20 protein-coding genes and 1 tRNA gene are annotated in these 21,095 nt (G+C 66.2%); 14 read left to right on the top strand and 7 right to left on the bottom strand.

Translation table 11 applies throughout. From position 1 onward, the window contains the following. Window positions 1-134 precede the first annotated feature (134 nt). The 4 genes from W7S_RS00185 (at window position 135) to W7S_RS00170 (ending at window position 3,402) form a co-directional block, all read left to right on the top strand. Window positions 135-551 (top strand): WhiB family transcriptional regulator, encoded by a 417-nt coding sequence (locus W7S_RS00185; RefSeq protein WP_008262579.1) that lies wholly within the window; start codon window positions 135-137, stop codon window positions 549-551. A 95-nt stretch (window positions 552-646) separates the two neighbouring features. After that, window positions 647-2,029, top strand: a complete 1,383-nt coding sequence (locus W7S_RS00180; RefSeq protein ID WP_014710750.1) for an acyl-CoA dehydrogenase family protein — start codon at window positions 647-649, stop codon at window positions 2,027-2,029. A gap of 61 nt (window positions 2,030-2,090) precedes the next feature. Next, window positions 2,091-3,086, top strand: a complete 996-nt coding sequence (locus tag W7S_RS00175) for a pirin family protein (protein WP_014710749.1) — start codon at window positions 2,091-2,093, stop codon at window positions 3,084-3,086. Further along, a complete protein-coding gene (locus tag W7S_RS00170) occupies window positions 3,073-3,402 on the top strand; it encodes a GNAT family N-acetyltransferase (RefSeq protein WP_014710748.1) in 330 nt (109 codons plus the stop codon). The genes W7S_RS00175 and W7S_RS00170 overlap by 14 nt, the downstream gene beginning before the upstream one ends. Window positions 3,403-3,553: 151 nt before the next feature. Here W7S_RS00170 and W7S_RS00165 read toward each other — a convergent pair whose 3' ends face one another. After that, the gene (locus W7S_RS00165; protein ID WP_009952753.1) at window positions 3,554-3,976 is read right to left on the bottom strand and encodes a hypothetical protein; all 423 of its coding nucleotides are present in this window, start codon (window positions 3,974-3,976) and stop codon (window positions 3,554-3,556) included. Window positions 3,977-3,979: 3 nt separating this feature from the next. Continuing rightward, window positions 3,980-5,839, bottom strand: coding sequence for a hypothetical protein (locus W7S_RS00160; RefSeq protein WP_014710747.1), 1,860 nt, complete (start codon window positions 5,837-5,839; stop codon window positions 3,980-3,982). Window positions 5,840-6,136: 297 nt separating this feature from the next. Between W7S_RS00160 and W7S_RS00155 the strand changes: the two genes are divergently transcribed. Further along, window positions 6,137-6,724: a GNAT family N-acetyltransferase gene (locus tag W7S_RS00155; protein ID WP_014710746.1), complete on the top strand. Its 588-nt coding sequence runs from the start codon at window positions 6,137-6,139 to the stop codon at window positions 6,722-6,724. Between the two features lie 12 nt (window positions 6,725-6,736). On the opposite strand, the gene mbtM is transcribed toward W7S_RS00155, so the two are convergent. Then, window positions 6,737-8,296: a long-chain-fatty acid--ACP ligase MbtM gene (gene mbtM, locus W7S_RS00150; protein ID WP_014710745.1), complete on the bottom strand. Its 1,560-nt coding sequence runs from the start codon at window positions 8,294-8,296 to the stop codon at window positions 6,737-6,739. Beyond that, complete coding sequence (locus W7S_RS00145; protein ID WP_050989361.1) at window positions 8,293-8,556, bottom strand: acyl carrier protein; 264 nt, start codon at window positions 8,554-8,556, stop codon at window positions 8,293-8,295. Before W7S_RS00145 ends, mbtM begins: the two co-directional genes overlap by 4 nt. Window positions 8,557-8,781: 225 nt before the next feature. Here W7S_RS00145 and W7S_RS00140 point away from each other — a divergent pair, with 225 nt between their 5' ends. Next, window positions 8,782-9,279, top strand: coding sequence for a DinB family protein (locus W7S_RS00140; protein ID WP_014710744.1), 498 nt, complete (start codon window positions 8,782-8,784; stop codon window positions 9,277-9,279). Window positions 9,280-9,345: 66 nt separating this feature from the next. Then, window positions 9,346-9,702, top strand: coding sequence for a nuclear transport factor 2 family protein (locus W7S_RS00135; protein ID WP_014710743.1), 357 nt, complete (start codon window positions 9,346-9,348; stop codon window positions 9,700-9,702). A gap of 20 nt (window positions 9,703-9,722) precedes the next feature. Here W7S_RS00135 and W7S_RS00130 read toward each other — a convergent pair whose 3' ends face one another. Beyond that, complete coding sequence (locus W7S_RS00130; protein ID WP_014710742.1) at window positions 9,723-10,160, bottom strand: Imm63 family immunity protein; 438 nt, start codon at window positions 10,158-10,160, stop codon at window positions 9,723-9,725. 100 nt (window positions 10,161-10,260) lie between these two features. Then, window positions 10,261-10,343 (bottom strand) — tRNA-Leu (locus tag W7S_RS00125). Between the two features lie 251 nt (window positions 10,344-10,594). Between W7S_RS00125 and W7S_RS00120 the strand changes: the two genes are divergently transcribed. The 7 genes from W7S_RS00120 to pknB all read left to right on the top strand — a co-directional run bounded on the left by W7S_RS00120 (window position 10,595) and on the right by pknB (window position 20,411). Next, on the top strand, window positions 10,595-12,223 hold the full coding sequence (locus W7S_RS00120; protein WP_014710741.1) for a DUF3662 and FHA domain-containing protein: 1,629 nt from the start codon (window positions 10,595-10,597) through the stop codon (window positions 12,221-12,223). Between the two features lie 124 nt (window positions 12,224-12,347). Beyond that, entirely contained in the window at window positions 12,348-12,815 is a 468-nt protein-coding gene (locus tag W7S_RS00115; RefSeq protein WP_007771646.1) for an FHA domain-containing protein, read from the top strand. Window positions 12,816-12,879: 64 nt separating this feature from the next. Continuing rightward, complete coding sequence (locus W7S_RS00110) at window positions 12,880-14,385, top strand: PP2C family serine/threonine-protein phosphatase (protein ID WP_014383570.1); 1,506 nt, start codon at window positions 12,880-12,882, stop codon at window positions 14,383-14,385. Continuing rightward, complete coding sequence (locus tag W7S_RS00105; RefSeq protein ID WP_008262556.1) at window positions 14,382-15,791, top strand: FtsW/RodA/SpoVE family cell cycle protein; 1,410 nt, start codon at window positions 14,382-14,384, stop codon at window positions 15,789-15,791. Before W7S_RS00110 ends, W7S_RS00105 begins: the two co-directional genes overlap by 4 nt. Then, window positions 15,788-17,266 carry a D,D-transpeptidase PbpA gene (pbpA, locus tag W7S_RS00100; protein ID WP_009952767.1) on the top strand — a complete coding sequence of 493 codons (1,479 nt, stop codon included), beginning with the start codon at window positions 15,788-15,790 and terminating at the stop codon, window positions 17,264-17,266. The genes W7S_RS00105 and pbpA overlap by 4 nt, the downstream gene beginning before the upstream one ends. Next, window positions 17,263-18,534 (top strand): serine/threonine-protein kinase, encoded by a 1,272-nt coding sequence (locus tag W7S_RS00095; protein ID WP_041297605.1) that lies wholly within the window; start codon window positions 17,263-17,265, stop codon window positions 18,532-18,534. The genes pbpA and W7S_RS00095 overlap by 4 nt, the downstream gene beginning before the upstream one ends. Further along, complete coding sequence (pknB, locus tag W7S_RS00090) at window positions 18,531-20,411, top strand: Stk1 family PASTA domain-containing Ser/Thr kinase (protein ID WP_014710739.1); 1,881 nt, start codon at window positions 18,531-18,533, stop codon at window positions 20,409-20,411. The genes W7S_RS00095 and pknB overlap by 4 nt, the downstream gene beginning before the upstream one ends. On the opposite strand, the gene W7S_RS00085 is transcribed toward pknB, so the two are convergent. Further along, window positions 20,389-21,075: an aminodeoxychorismate/anthranilate synthase component II gene (locus tag W7S_RS00085; RefSeq protein ID WP_014710738.1), complete on the bottom strand. Its 687-nt coding sequence runs from the start codon at window positions 21,073-21,075 to the stop codon at window positions 20,389-20,391. The genes pknB and W7S_RS00085 overlap by 23 nt on opposite strands. Between the last annotated feature and the right edge of the window lie 20 nt (window positions 21,076-21,095).

Genomic DNA, 21,095 nt, shown 5'->3' with positions numbered 1-21,095 from the left:
GGCCATAGGCCGGATAGTACACAGCCAGGGTCTCGGATATGCGTATATACGTTTTTGTCGATGTTTCTATTGCGTTGGACTCGTCTCGCCATATACGCTTTTGCCTACGTTTCACGCTCGACAAGGAGACCGACATGGGACACCCGTGCGCAGCCAATCCGGAGCTTTGGTTTGGCTACCCCGACGACGACGGTGGTGACGGCGCGGCGAAGGCGCGCGCATACGAACGGTCGGCCACGGAGGCGCGCCTGCAATGCCTGCGGCGCTGCCCACTGGCGCAACAGCGCCGCTGCGCCCAGCACGCCATCGCGCACCGCGAGGAGTACGGCGTGTGGGCAGGCGTGAAGCTGCCGGGCGGCCAGTACCGCAAGCGTGACCAGCTCGCGCACGCCCACGACGTCCTGCGGCGTATCGCGTCCGGGGAAATCAACTCCCGGCAGCTGCCCGAGAACGCGGCGCTGCTGGCGCGGCACGAACACGAGGCGGTCCCGGTGGCCGCGGTCGTGTTGCATCTGCCGCTGGCCCAGGTCGGGCCTCGTACGGCCGCCTGACCTTCCGTCGAAATCCCAGCTCGGCAGTTTGTTGAACCGGTCAATGGGGTAGTCGGGGTCGGCAAGACCAGTCTGTCGACCTTAAAGGCGCGCCCATGACGTTCGACCTGACCCCGACGGCCGCACAACATGATCTGGCCCGACGCACGCATGAGTTCGCCGAATCCGTAATACGCCCGGTAGCCCTCGACTATGACCAGCGCCAGGAGTTCCCCTGGCCGGTGCTCGAGGAGGCGGCCCAGCAAGGTTTCTATAGCCCGCTGTTCTATCGCGACCTGATCGGCGATCCGACCGGTATCTCCCTGCCCATGTTCATGGAGGAGCTGTTCTGGGGGTGCGCCGGGATCGGGCTGGCTATCGTCATGCCGGCCCTGGCGCTCTCGGCGATCGGCCAGGCCGCGTCCCCGGAACAGATGCTGGAGTGGGCACCCGAATGTTTCGGCACCCCAGGCGATCTCAAGCTCGCCGCGCTGGCGATCTCCGAGCCCGAAGGCGGCAGCGATGTACGCAACCTGCGCACGCGTGCACGTCGTGACGGCGATGACTGGATCATCGACGGCCACAAAATGTGGATCGGCAACGGCGGGATCGCCAATTTGCACGTGGTCAACGCGGTGGTCGACGAGGATCTCGGCCATCGGGGTCAGGCGCTCTTCGTGGTGCCGGGCGGCACGCCCGGGCTGAAACTGCTGCGAAAGCTCGACAAGCTGGGCTGCCGCGCCTCCCACACCGCCGAGCTGCTCTTCGAAGGTGTGCGCGTGCCGCGCGCCAACTTGCTCGGCGGGGAGGAAAAACTCGAACACAAACTCGCCAAGGCGCGAGAAGTCGTGGCGGGTGGAAAGCGCTCCGGTTCAGCGACATTGGGAACCTTCGAGCAGACGCGACCCATGGTCGCCGCCCAAGCCATCGGGATCGCCCGGGCGGCGTTGGAGTACGCGACGGCGTATGCCACCGAGCGGGAGGCGTTCGGCGCACCCATCATCGACAACCAGGGCATCGCGTTCCCGCTCGCGGAACTGGCCACTCAGATCGACGCGGCTCGGCTGCTCACCTGGCGCGCCTCCTGGATGGCGGCCAACAACGTCCCCTTCGAACGGGGTGAGGGCTCGATGTCGAAGATGGCCGCCAGCGAGGTAGCGGTCAAGGCCACCGAGCGCGCGATCCAAACCATGGGCGGCTGGGGCTATATCACCGATCACCCGGTTGAGAAGTGGTATCGGGATGCCAAGCTGTACACCATTTTTGAAGGAACCAGCGAGATCCAGCGGATGGTCATCTCCAACGCCCTGGGCGCCGCCGTCGGCACCCCGCCGCTGCATGTGGTCCTCGAGCCGTCCGGGGGTCCGCTGAATCGGGTCTTCGGGCGGGGTACGCCGTTGCGGTCCCGCGTCGCCGACACCGCGCTGTCCATGCAGGATCGGGTGCCCGAGCCCGTCATGCGGCTGGCCATGAAGGTGCTGCGGCCACCGGGCAAGTGAGATGGCCGGGTACGGTCGCGGATGACGGCGCCGTTGGCGAGGCTGCGACGGAGGATGGGCGATGAGCAACCTGGAAGCCGCGCCGGCCGAAGTCGCCTGCGCCGCTTCGCAACGCCTGGACGCCTCGCCCGGGGTGGAGGTGCTGCAGCCGCGGGAGGTTCCCTTGGGCGGCCCCAGGGCGATCCCGGTGCAACGCACGTTGCCGCAACGCGGGCGTTCGCTGATCGGTGCGTGGTGTTTCATCGACCACTACGGTCCCGTCGCGGCGAGGATGGATGTGCCGCCGCACCCGCATACGGGACTACAAACCGTGAGTTGGTTGTTCAGTGGGGAAGTGGAGCACCGTGACAGCGCTGGCGTTCGTGCGGTCGTTCGGCCCGGCGAGCTGAATCTGATGACCGCCGGTGCCGGCATTTGCCACTCCGAGGTGTCGGTTGACGCAGGGCCGGTCCTGCACGGCGTCCAGCTCTGGGTGGCGCTTCCCGCTGCCGCTCGCCACACGGCGCGAGACTTTGCCCACTACGCACCCCCCGTGGTCTCGCTACCGGGCGCCCAGGCGCGCGTGTTCCTCGGCGAGCTGGCCGGGAGTCGTTCGCCCACAAAGACATTCAGTCCGTTGCTGGGCGCCCAACTCGACCTCGACGCCGATGCAGGTTTCGATATCGACGTGGATCCCACCTTCGAGCACGGAGTGCTCTGCGATTCGGGCACCGCCGAGGTCGATGGGACGTCCCTGGCGGTCGCCGACCTGGCCTACCTAAGTCCCGGCCGCACGCAGCTGCACCTACGCAACGTGGGGAAGCGGCCCGCGCGGATGTTGTTGCTCGGCGGCACGCCGTTCACCGAAGAGTTGGTGATGTGGTGGAACTTCGTCGGACGAAGCCACGAGGACATCGTCAACTACCGCCGACTGTGGGAGGACGGCGACGACCGCTTCGGCGCCGTGCACGGGTACCGCGGAGCGCTCGCCCGACTGCCCGCCCCGCCGCTGCCGACCGCTCGGCTGCGGCCTCGACCGATACCCCGACGAAAGGAAAGCACAAATGACAACCGATAAGACCGGCGCGGAAGCCACGGTCACCCTTGAGGACGGCAAGTACACGATCGCCGTCGAGGGCAAGACGGTGGGGCTAGCCGATTTCGCCGACCGCGGCGAGCAGCGCGTCTTCTACCACACCGAAATCGATCCGGCCTACGGCGGACGTGGCCTGGCGACGATCCTCGTCGAGGAGGCGCTCAACGAGGCGCGCGATGAGGGCAAGCGCATTGTTCCGGTGTGCTCGATGATCGGCACCGTGCTCAAGAAGCATCCGGAGTTCGATGACATCACGGACCCGGTCACTCCGGAAATCACGCAGTGGGTGCGGTCTTAGGGGAAGAGCTGAAGTCTCGAGGGCCTGGCCCCCGGCCGGATGACATGCGCCTCGGAGACCATCATCGGATCTCATCGACAGGTGAGTCCATGAGACACCCGAAAAGGTGGCCTAACTGCAGATGGGTAGCACACAACCGCACGGATGCTACTCATCCCTGCGGCGGGCCAAAGTACTTTATTGCAAGCGCCTTCGCGAGGTTAAGCAATTCTTCACATGAGCGCTCTGTTTCTGGCTCGATAAAAAGCTGCTCGATGCGGCTTAGGTTGCTCCGAATCCACGCCACGGTCTCGCGTGGAGATACGACGTTCGTCTCGTCGTAATCGTCAAGGTACTGACGAATCAGTGTTGCGCGAAACCAGTTATCTGGCGATTCCGCTAAGGTAGTAGGTGCGATGACGAAACCGAGTTGCCCCCTGTCATTGGTCAATTCCCAGCTGATGACAGGGCCGGTGAGCGTCAATGACGCATTGCTCAGCGGGTTGCCCGAAGTCGTGGAATTTGTGACGTGATAACGAGGGTCTAAATACAAGAAGTCGAAATAGTGGAGGAAAAACTCCAGCAAGGTCTTCATTACTTATCGCGCTCCTTCGCTCGGCGGCAGCAACGTATTTTCACCTATGCGCCGATAGCCGTGCGCTTCGAGGTATCGGAGCTCCGCCGCTGTAAATGAATTCGGTGGGACCCTATGGAAAGGCACCGACAACGTGATCTTATCTTGATTCGAGATAGCGACGTCGAGAACATGCTGATTGGCGGCTAGTTGTTCGGTCGGCGTGAAGGAATCCCAAGCGTCGCCCAGACTGAAGTAGCTGGCGCCGCGGTCCTCTGCGACTTGGATGTAGGAAGGCCCGCCGCCCGGGGGCCTAAATGGTCCGAGAACGGTTTCACCACTTCCGGTCAGATGCGCTTCGGACAGCGCTCGCAACTCGGGAGGCATGTAGTTGAGCGGGTTGTCCAAGTGGAATTCCGGATGGGCTGGATCTATGACAACCGGCGCCGGGCTATCAGGTAAGGCTCCTGCGTGAGGCCCGGCCGGCGCATGTTCGACGGGTACGTCGCCGTGCGGGGCCGGCGGTGCGTGCTCCACCGGGGGCGGCTCGAGAGGGTGAGTGCCCGGGACCGGCTCCCCGGGCAGCGGTGCATGAGAAGCCAGGTTCTGTTCTGCGGCTTGGAAGCGTTCCTCGGCTCCGGCGAGTGCGCGGGGGAACACGTTGTCGGCCGTCACACCCTCCAACATCTCGCGGCTGAAAAGCATCTTCAGGCCCTGAAAGGCCGCCTCGCCGCCCGCCTTGAGCGCTGGCGCCCCGGCCGCCAGGGTCACGGCCGTAAAGAGGGGTTCGGCAGTCGCTTCCACTTTCCCGGGATCCGGTGTGCGCATGCCGGTCAATTTGCCGCCGTTGAATGTGTAGTACGTGCCGGTGGCTTGGTCGAAGAACTCGCCCGTGCCGTTCTTGAGCTGGCCGTAAGCCTGCACCGGCTGCCCGTTGACCTTGTAGGTGAACGTGAAATGCCCGTCGGGGGAAACGCTTACGGACGCCGGGTCAATGCTGTTGTAGTCGGGGATCTTGCCCAGGTCGTCGAGGGCACGCGCGAGGTCCGCCTTGAGCTTGGGCAGTTTGGCGCTGGCCGCCTCGCCTTCCGGCGAACCCGGGCCATGCGTATACAGGTCGGCCGCGGCTTTACTGAGCGCCTCCTGCGCGGCGCGCACCTTGGCCATTTGGTCGACGACGGCCTGGTTGGTGGCTTGGCGAATGTCAGCCAACGCGGCCTGCTGGGCGGGAGACGGTGGGGCCACGCCGTCAGCGTCGGCACCATGCAGCGGGGCGCCGTCGTACCCTTCGGCGTGAAGGTTATCGAGCGATTTCTGAAGGCCATCGGCGTATCCGTTGCGGATCGATTGCAGGGCTGCGAGCGCAGCTTTGGTGTCACGCAGCGCGTCGTCCTCACAAGTGTTGATGAGGGCATGCAGCGCGTCCTTTTCCCCTGCGCTGAGGCTTTTGTCGTTTTGCAAGATGGAGACGGCCTGGCTGACCATGTCCGAGATGTTCTTCAACTGGGCTTCTAAGGTGGCGATGCGCGCGGCCCCGGCCTTTTGCGCATCGGCCAGCGACGCGGCGATGTTTTCCAGGTCCGCAGCGATCTTGGGCAGCTGTAACGACTGCGCCCCTAAGGATTTCGTGACGCGCTGAACTTCGTCGGAGTCGTTGATGGGATGACCGCCGCCGTCGTGGTGGTTCCAAGCGGCCTCGAAGCGTGCGCGTGCTTGCTGGAACGCGTTCTCGGCCTCCGCCGTGCATCGGCCCGCGCGGTGAAAGGCTCCGGCCAGATTGGAAATCTCCAGCGGGCTACCCGCCTGCAGGCTGGCGTTGATCGCCCAGGGGTCACCACCGGCCTCGGCGATCAGCGCCTGCTCATCTATATACGGAAGTCCCACAGCACCGCTGGTCGCCGCGCAGCAATAAACTCCGGTCCTAGTGATTGCATTGCGCGCATTCCAACCCTCCCTGAGCTAGCTCATAAGGCTACTGGCGCAAACGCGCTCGTCAATTCACGACCGATCGAAACGCTTCGCTAGTCAGTTACCGCTGGAACCCCTGAGTTACACATGAAACGATGAATCTGACCTCGCAACCGTTAGAAGGAGCGGCTCAGTGCATATCGGTGTTACGCGTACCGCGGTGAGAACGGCCTGCGGGACGGGGGCGCTCTCGTGACAGGCGCCCCCGGGGCTGTGCTCGCTCGTGAGCTCACCGACATCACCGACAGCGTCCGGCAGGTGCCGGCGCCTCCCGTGCCTGAACTGCTGCCGCCGAGCCGAATTCGCGTCGCCGATCCTGACGGAGCGGACGCGGAATTGGTTGCCGAGTGGATGAACCGGCCCCACTTGGTCACCACGTGGGAGTACGACTGGCCGGTCGCGCGTTGGCGTAACCACTTGCGCGCGCAGGTCGATGGCGCCTACTCGCGACCGCTGATCCTCAGCATCAATGGTGTCGACCGCGCGTACATGGAGATCTACCGTGCTGCCAAGGATTCCATCGCCCACTGCTACGACAGCCGGCCACACGACCTTGGCCTGCACGGGGCGATCGCAGACGAGAAGCTCGTGAACCGCGGGCTGGGCCCGCTGATCCTCCGGAAGGTGACCGCCAGCATCCTGGCCGCCGACCCGGCGTGCCAACGGATCATGTTCGACCCCGACCACCGCAATACGACGGTGCGGCGGCTCTGCGAGTTCCTGCGCTGTGAATTCCTCGGTGAACACGACATGCCGAACCGCAGGATAGCGCTCTACGCCCTGAATCGGCCAGCGCCGTAACAGCGTTCGCGCTCAGGCCTGTAGTTGGCTGCGGACCTCCAGCCGTCTGAGCTTGCCCGACGACGTACGCGGTAATGAGCCTGGTGGCATCAAGACGACATCGGCCGGAGTCACCCCGCACACCGAGATGACCCGCTTGATGACAGCGCTGCGGGTCACGTCGTGATCCGACCCCACAAATTCGGCGGCGATGAGCAACCGCGACTGGGCGGCACCGGATTTCGAACCGACCGCAACCACGCCACCGTGTCGCACTCCATCCACCTGCGCGGCCACCTGCTCGATTTCGGTGGGAAAGATGTTGCGGCCGGCGATCGTGATGACCTCTTTGGACCGACCGCAGATAACCAGCTCACCGTCGACCAGATAACCGATGTCTCCGGTGCGGAACCATTCCGCACCGCGATCGGATCCTGTGGCGGGGTCGCCGAAGTATTTCGTCATCATCGATGAGCCGCGGATCTCGACCTCCCCAACACCATCATCCGCTGATTGATGGGTCGGACTAATGCGTAGCTCCATACCGGGGATGGGGCGCCCCAACAGCGCATAGCGTTGCCGCACATCCGATTCCGTCCGCTCATCGATGCGCAACCCCTGCCCACAGGCGGGCATCGTCACGGCGCAGGTTGACTCCGCCATCCCATACGCCGGCGTCGCCGCCGACGCCCGCAATCCGAACGGAGCCATCGCGTCGGCGAATCGCTGAAACCCCTCGCAATCAACGGGTTCGCCGCCATTGATGGCAATCCGCAGCGCCCCCAGGTCCACGTCCGAAACGCGGCCGGAGTAGCGACCGAGCATGGAGTACCCGAAATTGGGTCCGGCGGTGAAGGTTGCCGCGCTGGCCGAAAGCCAATCCGCCCAGCGAAGCGGTGCCGCAGAGAACGCGCCCGTCGGCGCCTGCCAAAGCGGCATCCCGCTCAGGACGGCGGTCAACAGGAAGGCCAAGCCCATGTCGTGGTAGATCGGCAGCCACGAACACGCCCGGTCGGAGCCGTCGAGTTGTAGCCGCTCGATGAGGCCGCGCATATTGTTCAGCACGGCCTCCGGCGACAAGACGGCAGTGCGCGGATCACCGGTCGAGCCGGCAGTACCCTGGAGGATCGCGGCGTTCGAATCGGAGTGACTTTGAAGGTCATTCGACGCCGGGGTGCGAGCGGCCTCGGCAAGGCTGGAGACAGACAGCGTCGTCTCCGCATCGCCGAGCGTGCGCAGGGTCGCACCGTGACTGAATACCGTGCTGACTCCGATTCCGCTGAACCGACTCAGGGTGCTGTGCGCCCACTCGGCCGGGTCGGCACCGCGCCTGGGACGGGGCAGAATCGATACGGCGGCACCCGCCAGCCACGCGCCCTGTATGGCGGCGACCAGCTCGACGGTCGGTTCACCGACAATTCCCACGGCACCGAGGTGGTCCTGCTGGAGCAGATGCGTTGCGATGCTTTCGGCCATCCCGTGGACCTCGGGCCAGGGGCAGACGGTCCATTTGTCGGTGTCTTTGTCCAGGACCACCAAGTCATGCGGCGATCGCGTCATCGCATCGCGCATGGCGGCCGCGAGAACGTTCATGCGTCGACCCCGACTCCGATCGCGGCCTGCAAGTCACCGACGGTCGTGCAGGTCAACAGGTCTTCCTCGCTCAATTGCGTGCCGAACCGTTCTTCGATGGCAACCAGGCCGGCGGCAAAGGCGACGGAGTCCATTCCCAGGTCGTCTATCAGACGCGTTGCGGCAGTGACGGATTCGAATTTGAGGTCAAGGTCATCCCGAAGGACGCTGACCAACTGATCGTCGACGGTGCTGGGCACAGGGGGGTTGGAGGAGGTCATGAGCCGCGACCATACCGTGCTGATTTAGGTAAGGCTACCCTCATTGGGTAGGGTGTGTGTTGTCTCACCGTCGAGGCCGACAGCAATGAGCTACCCATTGACGTCGGCCAGCTGCGGCTTGCCCGCGCCGACGATTGTCCCACAGGCACAACGACTTTGAACGCCGCGTGATCGGTTGCGAATGGCCGACCAGCTCCGTGTGGAGCCCGCTGAAATGATGGTGCTGTGACAGAACCCTGCGCGGAGTGCGGTTTCGCCTATGACCTGCGCCGAGCCGCCTCAGCGCGCCACGACATCCCGGCGTTGGCGGCCGAAGCCGTTGTACTTCTGTCTAACAACAAGATTGACGTGCGACCCCGCTCGCGTCCCGACCTGTGGTCACCGCTGGAGTACGCATGCCATCTGCGAGACGTGCTGCTGGTGCAACGCGAGCGCGTGCTCGCAGCACGGCGCACGAACGGCCACGATTGTGCGTCCATGGGGCGCGACGAGCGCGCCGAACACGACGGGTACAGCGAACAGGGTCCGGCCGAGGTCGCGCGTCAACTTGCCGACGCGGCAGCACTATTCAGCAATGTCCTCGCTCGGCTATCCGACGATGACTGGGACCGAACGGTCATTTACCACTATCCGGAAATCCACGAGCGGTCACTGCGCTGGGTCGCGGTACACACCGTGCACGAACTCCAGCACCATCTTCTCGACATCCGCCGCCAACTGTGACCGCCACACACGATGCGCATCAAAGCAGCTCGGCCGGCCCAATTCACCTGCGCTACAGTGCCGGCCATGAACGTCGACGCGGACGCCTTCTCGAAACGATGGGCACGACAATGGAACGCCCGCGACGTCGACGCGGTCCTCGACGACTTCCATGACGACGTGGTGTTCACATCGCCCGTGGCCGCCAAGCTCCTGCCGGAAACGCATGGGGTGGTCCGCGGCAAGGCGGCGCTACGTCGGTACTGGATCGCCGCCCTCGAACGCATTCCGGATCTCCGATTCACCGTCGACGGCGTCTACCAAGGCGTCAACACGATCGTCATCGCCTACCGCAACCAGAGCGGCGACCTCGTCAACGAGGTCCTGATCTTCGACGGCGACGCGATCGTCGAGGGCCACGGGACATACCGGGTGGGCGAATAGCGGACACTTACCGCCGCGGATTACCCGTCGCGACCGGGGATGTTCGGTAACAACGCGACGTCGTCGTGCTTGCCCCAACGCCGTAATAGTTCCGCCGTTTCGCGTACGCAGCGTGCGGCCCAATCCGGATTCACTCGGTTCAGAACCTCATATTGTTTGGCCCACATCAGGATGCGCGGGTCCTGATCCCGTGGACGATGTCTGGCGGCGTACGAACCGCCGATGTCGAAAGCTATATCGCAAGCGAACCAGTAGAGGGCCTCGTCGATGTCGCCGACGTGATCGACCCTCTGCCTGCCGCGCTCCCAATAGTCGTAGTGGTATCGCCCGTCGTCATCGATATAGACGTTGCGGTCATCATCCTTCAGCACGACTCCGGCCTGGATCGGCCGGGCGTTCAGCAGCGCGGCGATGCGATTGACTTCGGACTGCAAGTGGGCCGTCTTGTCTTCGACCATGCGCCAGACCTTACGTTTTTTCGGCTGCCGTGGCCGGTCGCCCAAACACGAAAGTCACGACCCCTTGCGAGGTCGTGACTTTGCGTAGTACCGCTCAATGTGGGCGAAGGGGGACTTGAACCCCCACGTCCCGAAGGACACTGGCACCTGAAGCCAGCGCGTCTGCCATTCCGCCACTCGCCCGGAAAAACAACCGATGGACCATACCACTGTAATGGCCCGATTCCCGAACCGCCGCAGCGGGCCTGGATCCCGTCCGGCGCCCTGCCCTCGCCGCAGGCGCACCCCTGAGCTGCGGGGACCCAGTTCTCACTGTTTCGACAGTGCCGCGCCGTCGCGATGTGCCGATACCATGCGGGAGTGAACCAGCACGCGGGCGATTCGTTTGCCGCGCGCCGGCAATACCTTCTGCAAGTGCAGGCGAACGGTAGGACATGAGTAGCCAACGGGGGCTGGCCGCGCGGATCGAGCGCAAACTCGAGGCGTCGGTGGACAACGCCTTCGCCCGGGTGTTCGGCGGATCGATCGTCCCGCAAGAGGTAGAAGCCCTGTTGTGCCGCGAGGCCCGCGACGGAGTTCAGAAGCTTCACGGAAATCGCCTTTTGGCCCCCAACGAATACATCATTACCCTCGGTATGCACGACTTCGGAAAGGTGAGCACCGATCCCGATCTCACGTCGAGCTCATTCGCGAGGTACTTGGCTGACTACATCCACGAACAGGGGTGGCAAACGTATGGTGAGGTGGTCGTCCGGTTCGAGCAGTCGTCGAACCTGCGTACCGGCCAGTACCGCGCCCGTGGTGCTGTCAACCCCGATGTCCAGCCCCGCCCGACGGACAAAGACGCCGTCCGGCCACAATCAAATAACGCGTTCGGCGATGAACGAGGAGTAGCGCCAATGACTGACAATTCGAGCTACCGCGGGGATCAGGGGCCGGGGCGGCCCGGCGACGAGTATTACGACGACCGCTACCGGCGTCCCCAGGACGACGCGCGCGGTGGCCCGGACCCGCAGGGTGCACCCGACCCCCGCGGGGGATATCCGCCTGAGCAGGGCGGCTACCCACCTCAGCAGGGCTACCCGCCGCGCCAGCCCGAGCAGGGCGGCTACCCGGAGCAAGGCGGCTACCCGCCGCAACAGGGCTACCAAGACCAGGGCGGTTACCAGGGCCAGGCTGGCTACCCCGACCAGGGGCAAGGCGGTTACCCGCCGCAGCCGGGCTACCAGGACCAGCGCGGCTACCCCGACCAGGGGCAGGGCGGCTACCCGCAGTCGTATGAACAGCGGCCGCCCGCGCCGGGCGGTTATGGCGGTGGGCAAGGCTACGAGCAGGGATACCGCCAGGGCGGTTACGGCCCTCCCGCCGGCCAGCCGGGCGGTGGCCCGCAGGGCTACGGCGGCGGCTACGCCGACTACGGTCGCGGACCGGCCCGCCAGGACGAGGGCGGCTACGCCCCGCCGGAGCAGCGCCCCGCCTACCCCGAGCAGGGTGGTGGGTACGACCAGGGTTACCAACAGGGCGGGGGATACGGCCGCCAGGATTACGGCTCGCCCGAATACACCCAGTACGCCGAGCACGCGCAGGGCACGACGTACGGCGGCCAGGGCGGGGGATACCCCGAGGCCGCCAGCCCCGAGTACGACTACGGTCAGCAGCCCGACTACAGCCAGCAGGCGGAGTACGGCCAGCCCGCCGACTACGGCCAACCCGCCGACTACGGTCAACAGGCGGGCGGCTACGGCGGATACGGGCAGGGCGGCTACGGCGCGACGGGCACCACGATCACCCTTCAGCTCGACGACGGCAGCGGCCGCACATATCAGTTGCGCGAGGGCTCCAACATCATCGGCCGCGGGCAAGACGCCCAGTTCCGACTGCCCGATACGGGCGTGTCACGGCGCCACCTGGAGATCCGCTGGGACGGGCAGGTCGCCCTGCTGTCGGACCTGAACTCCACCAACGGCACCACCGTGAACAACGCGCCGGTCCAGGAGTGGCAATTGGCCGACGGAGACGTCATCCGTTTGGGCCATTCGGAAATCATCGTCCGGATCCACTAAGTCGCTGGGCTCAACGCTGCCGTGCTTCGCCCCGTGTCGACCACCGTCCAAGTATCGTGACGTAGCCGATGTGCGCGGAGTCACGGGCGCCGGGAACACGACGCTAGGACGGAAAGGACGCCAGATGCAGGGATTGGTACTGCAGCTGACGCGCGCCGGATTTTTGATGTTGCTCTGGGTATTCATCTGGTCCGTGCTGCGAATCCTGCGGACCGATATCTACGCCCCGACCGGTGCCGTCATGGTGCGTCGCGGTCTGGCGCTGCGCAGCACGCTGCTTCCGTCGCGGCAGCGCCGGCACGCGGCCCGCTATCTGGTGGTGACCGAAGGCGCGCTGGCGGGGGGGCGCATCACGCTGAGCGGCCAGCCGGTGCTGATCGGACGAGCCGACGACTCCACCCTGGTGCTCACCGACGACTACGCCTCAACCCGGCACGCCCGGCTGTCTCAGCGCGGCTCGGAGTGGTACGTCGAGGATCTAGGATCGACCAACGGTACTTACCTTGACAGGGCGAAAGTGACGACAGCGGTACGAGTCCCGATAGGAACGCCGATTCGAATCGGCAAAACGGCGATCGAGTTACGCCCGTGACCCGCGCCAATGACAATGATGCCGGCTCGGCAGATTTTCCGGCCGGGATCGAGGAGTGGCGCCCGTGACCCTGGTCCTGCGATACGCCGCCCGGAGTGACCGTGGCCTGGTGCGCGCCAACAACGAAGACTCTGTCTATGCCGGCGCCCGGCTGCTGGCCCTGGCCGACGGCATGGGCGGCCATGCGGCCGGCGAGGTGGCATCCCAGTTGGTGATCGCCGCACTGGCCCACCTCGACGACGACGAGCCGGGCGGCGACCTGCTGGCCAAGCTCGACAACGCGGTGCGCTCCGGCAATGCGGCCATCGCAGCGCAGGTAGAGGCGGAGCCCGAACTCGAGGGGATGGGCACCACTCTTACCGCGATCCTGTTCGCGGGCGACCGAATTGGATTGGTACACATCGGCGATTCGCGGGGCTACCTGCTGCGCGACGGCGAACTGAGCCAGATCACCAAGGACGACACCTTCGTTCAGACCCTGGTCGACGAGGGCCGCATCACCCGGGAAGAGGCGCACAGCCACCCGCAGCGGTCGCTGATCATGCGGGCGCTCACCGGCCACGAGGTCGAGCCGACGTTGACCATGCGGGAAGCGCGCGCCGGCGACCGTTATCTGCTGTGTTCCGACGGGCTGTCGGACCCGGTCAGCGACGAGACCATCCTCGAGGCATTGCAGATTCCCGACGTCGCCGAGGCCGCCTATCGCCTCATCGAGTTGGCGCTGCGTGGCGGTGGGCCGGACAACGTCACTGTCGTGGTCGCCGACGTCGTCGACTACGACTACGGGCAGACCCAGCCGATTCTGGCCGGCGCGGTCTCGGGTGACGAGGATCAAATGACGCTGCCCAACACTTCGGCCGGGCGGGCCTCGGCGATCAGGCCGCGCGACGAGTCGGCCAAACGTGTTGCGCCGCAACCCGAAACGCCGCACCGGCCGCGGTGGTCCCGCCGACGGATGGTCGTCGTCGCCGCGCTGGCGGTGCTGCTGGTCGTCGCGGGCCTCACCGTGGGGTGGTGGGTCATCCAGCGCAACTATTACGTCGCCGAATACAACGGCAGGGTCTCGATCGTCCGGGGTATCCAGGGGACGCTGCTGGGCGTCCCGTTGCAACGGCCTTACCTGGTCGGCTGCCTCAACGCGCGCAACGAACTGGCCCTGGTCAGCTACGGACAATCCGGCCATCCCAATTGCCAGCTCATGACCCTGCAAGATCTGCGCCGTCCCGGCCAGGTCCAGGTCCAAACCGGACTGCCGGGCGGCAGCCTGGACCAAGCGGAATCGCAGCTGCGCCAGTTGCTGGCCGAATACCTGCTGCCGATCTGTCCGCCGCCGCGCGCCACCTCTCCGCCCGGATCCCCGTCTACCGGCGGTACACCCCAATCCAGCACCACCGCAACGCCATCACCCCAGACCACCAGTTCCACCAGCGCCAGCCCCCCACCCAGCACAAGCGCCTCCAACGGCCCCGCGTCCCCAGCACCGGCAGGTCCGACGACCACCTCGCAAACGGTGACCGCTCTCCCCGGGCCCCCACCCCAACCGGGCATCGATTGCCGGACGGTGGCATGACAACACAGCTTCAACCGCCGGTCGCGGTCACACCTCCTCTGCCTACCCGGCGCAATGCCGAGCTATTGCTGCTGGGCTTCGCATCGCTGATCACCGTCGCCGCGCTGCTGATCGTCGAGGCGAATCAAACCCGCGATCTGCACTGGGACGCGATCAACTACGGGCTGGTGTTTCTCGTCGTCTTCGGATCGGCGCACATGGCGATCCGGCGCTTCGCGCCCTATACCGATCCGCTGCTGTTGCCAATCGTGGCTCTACTCAACGGGCTTGGCCTGGTGATGATCCACCGGCTCGATCTGGTCACCAATCAGCTCAGCGGCCGTCACCACCCCAGCGCAACCCAGCAGATGCTGTGGACCCTGGTCGGGGTGGTGACCTTTGCCCTGGTGGTCACCTTCTTGAAAGACCATCGCCAGCTCGCGCGCTACGGTTACATCTGCGGACTCGTCGGTCTGGTCTTGCTGGTGATTCCCGCCCTGTTGCCGGCCTCGCTGTCCGAACAGAACGGCGCCAAGATCTGGATTCGCTTGCCCGGCTTCTCAATTCAGCCCGCTGAGTTCTCCAAAATCCTGCTCCTGATCTTCTTCTCCGCGGTGCTGATCGCCAAACGCGGCCTGTTCACCAGCGTCGGCAAGCACTTCATGGGTTTGACCCTGCCCCGCCCCCGCGACCTCGCGCCCCTGCTGGCGGCCTGGGTGATCTCGGTCGGCGTGATGGCCTTCGAAAAAGACCTTGGCACTTCGCTATTGCTGTACACGTCGTTTCTGGTGGTGGTCTACCTCGCCACCCAGCGGTTCAGCTGGGTGGGGATCGGTCTGGTCCTGTTCGTCGCGGGAAGCGTTGTCGCGTATTTCATTTTCAGCCACGTCCGGGTCCGGGTGCAGATGTGGTGGGACCCGTTTTCCGACCCCGACGGCAGCGGCTATCAGATTGTGCAGTCGCTCTTCAGCTTCGCCACCGGCGGGATTTTCGGCACCGGGCTCGGCAACGGTCAGCCCGACACCGTGCCCGCCGCGTCGACCGACTTCATCATCGCGGCGTTCGGCGAAGAGCTGGGATTGGTGGGCCTGGCGAGCATCTTGATGCTCTACACCATCGTCATCGTGCGGGGCATGCGCACGGCGATCGCCACCCGGGACAGCTTCGGCAAGCTGCTCGCGGCGGGCCTGGCGTCGACGCTGGCCCTGCAGTTGTTCATCGTCGTCGGCGGGGTAACCCAACTCATTCCGCTGACCGGGTTGACCACCCCGTGGATGTCCTATGGCGGTTCGTCGTTGCTGGCGAACTACGTGCTGTTGGCCATCCTGGCGCGCATCTCGCACAGCGCCCGTCGTCCCCTGCGCGCCCCCGCGCGCCATGAGCCGCCGATCGCGGCGGCCGGCACCGAGGTGATCGAGAAAGTATGAACGCCTCCCTGCGCCGGATCTCGGTGACCGTGATGGCGTTGATCGTGCTGCTGTTGATCAACGCCACGATGACGCAGGTCTTCGCCGCCGACTCGCTGCGCGCCGATCCGCGCAACCAGCGCGTGCTGCTCGATGAGTATTCGCGCCAGCGCGGCCAGATCGTGGCGGGCGGACAGCTGTTGGCGTACTCCGTCGCCACCGATAACCGCTTCCGCTTCTTACGGGTCTACCCCAACCCCGCGACGTACGCGCCGGTCACCGGGTTCTACTCGCTGCGCTATTCCAGCACCGGCCTGGAACGCGCCGAGGACCCGCTGTTAAACGGCTCCGACGAACGGCTGTTCGGGCGCCGGCTGGCCGACTTCTTCACCGGCCGCGACCCGCGCGGGGCCAACGTCGACACCACGATCAAGCCGCGCGTCCAGCAGGCCGCCTGGGACGGGATGCAGCAGGGCTGCGGCGGCCCGCCGTGCAAAGGCGCCGTGGTCGCCCTCGAACCGTCCACCGGCAAGATCCTGGCGATGGTGTCGTCGCCGTCCTACGACCCCAACCTGCTGTCGTCGCACGATCCCGAGGTGCAGGCCAAGGCCTGGCAGTTGCTGCGCGACGATCCCGACAACCCGATGACCAACCGTGCCATCTCGGAGACCTACCCGCCCGGCTCCACCTTCAAGGTGATCACCACCGCGGCCGCGCTGCAGGCCGGCGCCTCCGACACCGAGCAGCTGACCGCCGCGCCGTCGATTCCGCTGCCGAACAGCACCGCGACGCTGGAGAACTACGGTGGACAGTCGTGTGGCAACGAGCCGACCGTGTCCTTGCAGCAGGCCTTCGCCCTGTCCTGCAACACCGCGTTCGTCCAACTCGGCATGCTCACCGGATCCGACGCGCTGCGTGGCATGGCGCGCTCATTCGGCCTGGACAGCACCCCGAGCGTGATCCCGCTTCAGGTCGCGGAGTCGACCATCGGGATCATCCCGGACGCGGCCGCCCTGGGCATGTCGAGCATCGGGCAGAAGGATGTCGCGATGACGCCGCTGCAGAACGCCGAGATCGCGGCGACCATCGCGAACGGCGGGGTGACGATGCAGCCGTATCTGATCGACAGCCTCAAGGGGCCGGACCTGACCACGATCAGCACCACGGCACCGTATGAGCAGCGGCGCGCCGTGTCGCCGCAGGTCGCCGCTAAGCTAACAGAGCTGATGGTCGGCGCCGAGAAGGTCGCACAGCAGAAAGGGGCCATTCCCGGCGTGCAGATCGCATCCAAGACGGGTACCGCAGAACATGGCACCGATCCGCGGCACACACCGCCGCACGCGTGGTACATCGCTTTCGCGCCCGCACAGACCCCGAAAGTCGCCGTGGCGGTGTTGGTGGAGAATGGCGCCGACCGCCTGTCCGCGACGGGGGGTGCACTCGCCGCGCCGATCGGACGGGCTGTGATCCAGGCCGCGCTACAGGGAGGACCATGAGCCCGCGAGTTGGTGTGACGCTGTCTGGCAGATACCGCCTGCAGCGCCTGATCGCCACCGGCGGCATGGGTCAGGTCTGGGAGGCCGTGGACAGCCGCCTGGGCCGACGCGTCGCGGTCAAGGTGCTCAAGCAGGAGTTCTCCCAAGACCCCGAGTTCATCGAGCGCTTCCGCGCTGAGGCGCGGACCACGGCGATGCTCAATCACCCCGGGATCGCGGCGGTCCACGATTACGGCGAGAGCCAGCTGGACGGGGAGGGCCGCACCGCCTACCTGGTGATGGAGCTGGTCAACGGCGAGCCGCTGAACTCGGTGCTCAAACGCACCGGCCGGCTGTCCCTGCGGCACGCCCTGGACATGCTCGAGCAGACCGGCCGCGCGCTGCAGGTCGCGCACGCCGCCGGGCTGGTCCACCGCGACGTCAAGCCGGGCAACATACTGATCACCCCGACCGGCCAGGTGAAGATCACCGACTTCGGCATCGCCAAGGCCGTCGACGCCGCACCGGTGACCCAGACCGGCATGGTCATGGGCACCGCCCAATACATCGCGCCCGAACAGGCGCTCGGGCACGACGCCACCCCGTCCAGCGACGTGTACTCGCTGGGAGTTGTTGGCTACGAGGTCGTTTCGGGCAAGCGGCCGTTCACCGGTGACGGCGCCCTGACCGTGGCGATGAAGCACATCAAGGAACCACCGCCGCCGCTGCCCGCGGAGCTGCCGCCCAACGTGCGAGAACTCATCGAGATCACGCTGGTCAAGAACCCGGCGATGCGGTACCGCAGCGGGGGACCGTTCGCCGACGCCGTCGCGGCGGTGCGCGCCGGTCGCCGTCCGCCCCGCCCCAGCCAGTCACCGCCCCCGGGCCGGGCCTCGCCGGCGGCGATACCGTCCAGCCCGACGACCCGGGCGGCCGCGGTGTCCCCGCGCAGCGCGGCGCCGCGTCGATCCCGCCCCACCACCGGCGGGCACCGCCCGCCCCCGGCCCGGCGCACCTTCTCGTCGGGGCAGCGCGCGCTGCTCTGGGCCGCCGGGGTACTCGGCGCGCTGGCGATCATCATCGCGGTGCTCATCGTCATCAATTCCCGGGGGGATCAGCAGCAACAGCCCCCGACGGTCACCGACACCGGCACCCCGCCGGCATCGGCGCCCGCGCCGACCAACACCCCGAGCGGTTCGGCAGGCATGCGTCTCGAGTGGCCGGATGACGGCACGATAGGGATGTCGGGATTCCGCGGCGGACCGGCGGGACACGGGACATCGCAATGACCACCCCGCAGCACCTGTCCGACCGTTATGAGCTCGGCGAGATCCTCGGTTTCGGGGGGATGTCCGAGGTTCACCTGGCCCGCGACCTCCGCCTGCATCGCGACGTCGCGGTCAAGGTGCTGCGCGCGGATCTGGCCCGCGATCCCAGCTTCTACCTACGCTTTCGGCGGGAGGCGCAAAACGCCGCCGCGCTGAATCACCCGTCCATCGTCGCCGTCTACGACACCGGCGAGGCGGAGACCCCCACCGGGCCGCTGCCCTACATCGTCATGGAGTACGTCGACGGCGTCACCCTGCGCGACATCGTGCACACCGACGGGCCGCTGCCGCCGCGGCGGGCGATCGAGATCATCGCCGACGCGTGCCAGGCGCTGAACTTCAGTCATCAGAACGGCATCATCCACCGCGACGTCAAGCCGGCCAACATCATGATCAGCACCACCAACGCGGTCAAGGTGATGGATTTCGGTATCGCCCGCGCGATCGCCGACAGCGGCAACAGCGTCACCCAGACCGCCGCGGTGATCGGCACCGCGCAGTACCTCTCGCCCGAGCAGGCCCGCGGCGACGCCGTCGACGCCCGCTCCGATGTGTATTCGTTGGGCTGCGTTCTTTATGAAATCCTCACGGGCGAACCACCTTTCGTCGGAGACTCGCCGGTCGCGGTTGCCTACCAACATGTCCGCGAGGACCCCGTGCCGCCGTCGCAGCGCCACGACGGCATCTCGCCCGACCTCGACGCCGTCGTGCTCAAGGCGCTGGCCAAGAATCCCGAAAACCGCTATCAGACCGCGGCGGAGATGCGCGCCGATCTGGTCCGGGTGCACAACGGCGAAAAGCCCGAGGCGCCAAAGGTTTTCACCGACGCCGACCGAAGCTCGATGCTGTCATCGAGCCCCGGCAGCGCGGGCCCGCCCCGGACCGATCCGCTGCCCCGCCAGGTTCTCGCCGACGCGGGCGAGGACCGCACCGTCGGGTCGGTCGGTCGCTGGATCGTCGCGGTGGCGGCACTGGCCGTCCTGACGATCGTTGTGGTGATCGCGTTCAACACCTTCGGTGGCGGGGCTCGTGACGTTCAGGTGCCCGACGTGCGCGGGCAGGTGTCCGCCGACGCCATCGCGGCGCTGCAAAACCGCGGCTTCAAAACGCGCACGCTGCAAAAGCCGGATTCGATCGTTCCGCCCGACCACGTCATCGGCACCGACCCCGGCGCCAACGCGTCGGTCAGCGCCGGCGACGAGATCACCGTCAACGTCTCCACCGGCCCGGAGCAACGCGAGGTGCCAGACGTGTCCTCGTTGAGTTACTCCGACGCGGTCACCAAGCTCAAAGCCGCGGGATTCACCAAGTTCAAGCAGGCCAATTCGCCGTCGACACCGGAGCTGCTGGGCAAGGTGATCGGGACCAACCCGCCGGCCAACCAGACGTCGGCGATCACCAACGTCATCACCGTCATCGTCGGCTCCGGGCCGGAGACCAAGCAGGTTCCCGACATAGCGGGCCAGACCGTGGACATCGCGCAACGCAACCTCACCGTCTACGGGTTCAGCAAGGTGACCCAGGTGCAGGTGGACAGCCCCCGGCCGGCCGGTGAGGTGATCGGGACCAATCCGCCCAAGGGACAGATGGTTCCGGTGGACTCGGTCATCGAGCTGCAGGTGTCCAAGGGCAATCAGTTCGTCATGCCCGACCTGTCCGGCATGTTCTGGACGGACGCCGAACCCCGGCTGCGGGCGCTGGGCTGGACGGGCATCCTCGACAAGGGCGCCGACGTCGACGCCGGTGGCTCCCAGTCCCACCGGGTGGTGTATCAGAACCCGCCGGCCGGCTCCGGGGTGAACCGGGACGGGATCATCACGCTGAAGTTCGGTCAGTAGCCGCCGGGTCGGCCGGGAAATACGGCCGCACCGCGGCGTGCACGTCATTCTCGAGCTGGCGCACCAGCGTGTCGTTGCGCACCAACCCGCACACGGCCAGCCAGTTCGCCAGCATGCGGTGGCCGCCCTCGGTCAGGATCGACTCGGGATGGAACTGCACGCCGTGAATCGGCAGTTCGGCGTGGCGCACCCCCATGATCACGCCGCTGTCGGTGTGGGCGGTGACCTCCAGAACCGGCGGCAGCGATTCGGGCAGGATGGTCAGCGAGTGGTAGCGGGTCGCCGTGAAGGGATCCGGAAGGCCTTGCAACACACCGACATTGGTGTGGTGAACGCTGCTGGTCTTGCCGTGCAGCAGTTCGGGGGCGCGGTCGACGGTGGCGCCGAAGGCCACGCCGATGGCTTGGTGCCCCAGGCAGACCCCGAGCAGCGGGGTCTGCTCGGCGGCACAGGCGCGAACCATCCCGATGGAAGCGCCCGCGCGCTCCGGGGTGCCCGGCCCCGGACTGAGCAGCACGCCGTCGAACTGCCGGGCGGCCGCGGTCTCGTCGGAGAGCCGGTCGTCGTCATTGCGCCAGACGTCCGCGTCCACACCCAGCTGCCCGAGGTACTGCACCAGGTTGAACACGAAGCTGTCGTAGTTGTCGACAACCAGGATCCGCATCGTGCCAGGTTACCGCCCGA

It is taken from the genome of Mycobacterium sp. MOTT36Y, from assembly GCF_000262165.1.
Classification (GTDB): Bacteria; Actinomycetota; Actinomycetes; order Mycobacteriales; family Mycobacteriaceae; genus Mycobacterium; species Mycobacterium intracellulare.
Note: the sequence above shows the minus strand (reverse complement) of the source record. Positions and strands in the feature narration are given on the sequence as shown.

Coding starts and splice junctions, on each gene's coding strand:
- W7S_RS00185 (WP_008262579.1), top strand. CDS start 135: ATGGGACACCCGTGCGCAGCCAATCCGGAGCTTTGGTTTGGCTACCCC.
- W7S_RS00180 (WP_014710750.1), top strand. CDS start 647: ATGACGTTCGACCTGACCCCGACGGCCGCACAACATGATCTGGCCCGA.
- W7S_RS00175 (WP_014710749.1), top strand. CDS start 2,091: ATGAGCAACCTGGAAGCCGCGCCGGCCGAAGTCGCCTGCGCCGCTTCG.
- W7S_RS00170 (WP_014710748.1), top strand. CDS start 3,073: ATGACAACCGATAAGACCGGCGCGGAAGCCACGGTCACCCTTGAGGAC.
- W7S_RS00165 (WP_009952753.1), bottom strand. CDS start 3,976: ATGAAGACCTTGCTGGAGTTTTTCCTCCACTATTTCGACTTCTTGTAT.
- mbtM (WP_014710745.1), bottom strand. CDS start 8,296: ATGAACGTTCTCGCGGCCGCCATGCGCGATGCGATGACGCGATCGCCG.
- W7S_RS00145 (WP_050989361.1), bottom strand. CDS start 8,556: ATGACCTCCTCCAACCCCCCTGTGCCCAGCACCGTCGACGATCAGTTG.
- W7S_RS00135 (WP_014710743.1), top strand. CDS start 9,346: ATGAACGTCGACGCGGACGCCTTCTCGAAACGATGGGCACGACAATGG.
- W7S_RS00130 (WP_014710742.1), bottom strand. CDS start 10,160: ATGGTCGAAGACAAGACGGCCCACTTGCAGTCCGAAGTCAATCGCATC.
- W7S_RS00120 (WP_014710741.1), top strand. CDS start 10,595: ATGAGTAGCCAACGGGGGCTGGCCGCGCGGATCGAGCGCAAACTCGAG.
- W7S_RS00115 (WP_007771646.1), top strand. CDS start 12,348: ATGCAGGGATTGGTACTGCAGCTGACGCGCGCCGGATTTTTGATGTTG.
- W7S_RS00105 (WP_008262556.1), top strand. CDS start 14,382: ATGACAACACAGCTTCAACCGCCGGTCGCGGTCACACCTCCTCTGCCT.
- pbpA (WP_009952767.1), top strand. CDS start 15,788: ATGAACGCCTCCCTGCGCCGGATCTCGGTGACCGTGATGGCGTTGATC.
- W7S_RS00095 (WP_041297605.1), top strand. CDS start 17,263: ATGAGCCCGCGAGTTGGTGTGACGCTGTCTGGCAGATACCGCCTGCAG.
- pknB (WP_014710739.1), top strand. CDS start 18,531: ATGACCACCCCGCAGCACCTGTCCGACCGTTATGAGCTCGGCGAGATC.
- W7S_RS00085 (WP_014710738.1), bottom strand. CDS start 21,075: ATGCGGATCCTGGTTGTCGACAACTACGACAGCTTCGTGTTCAACCTG.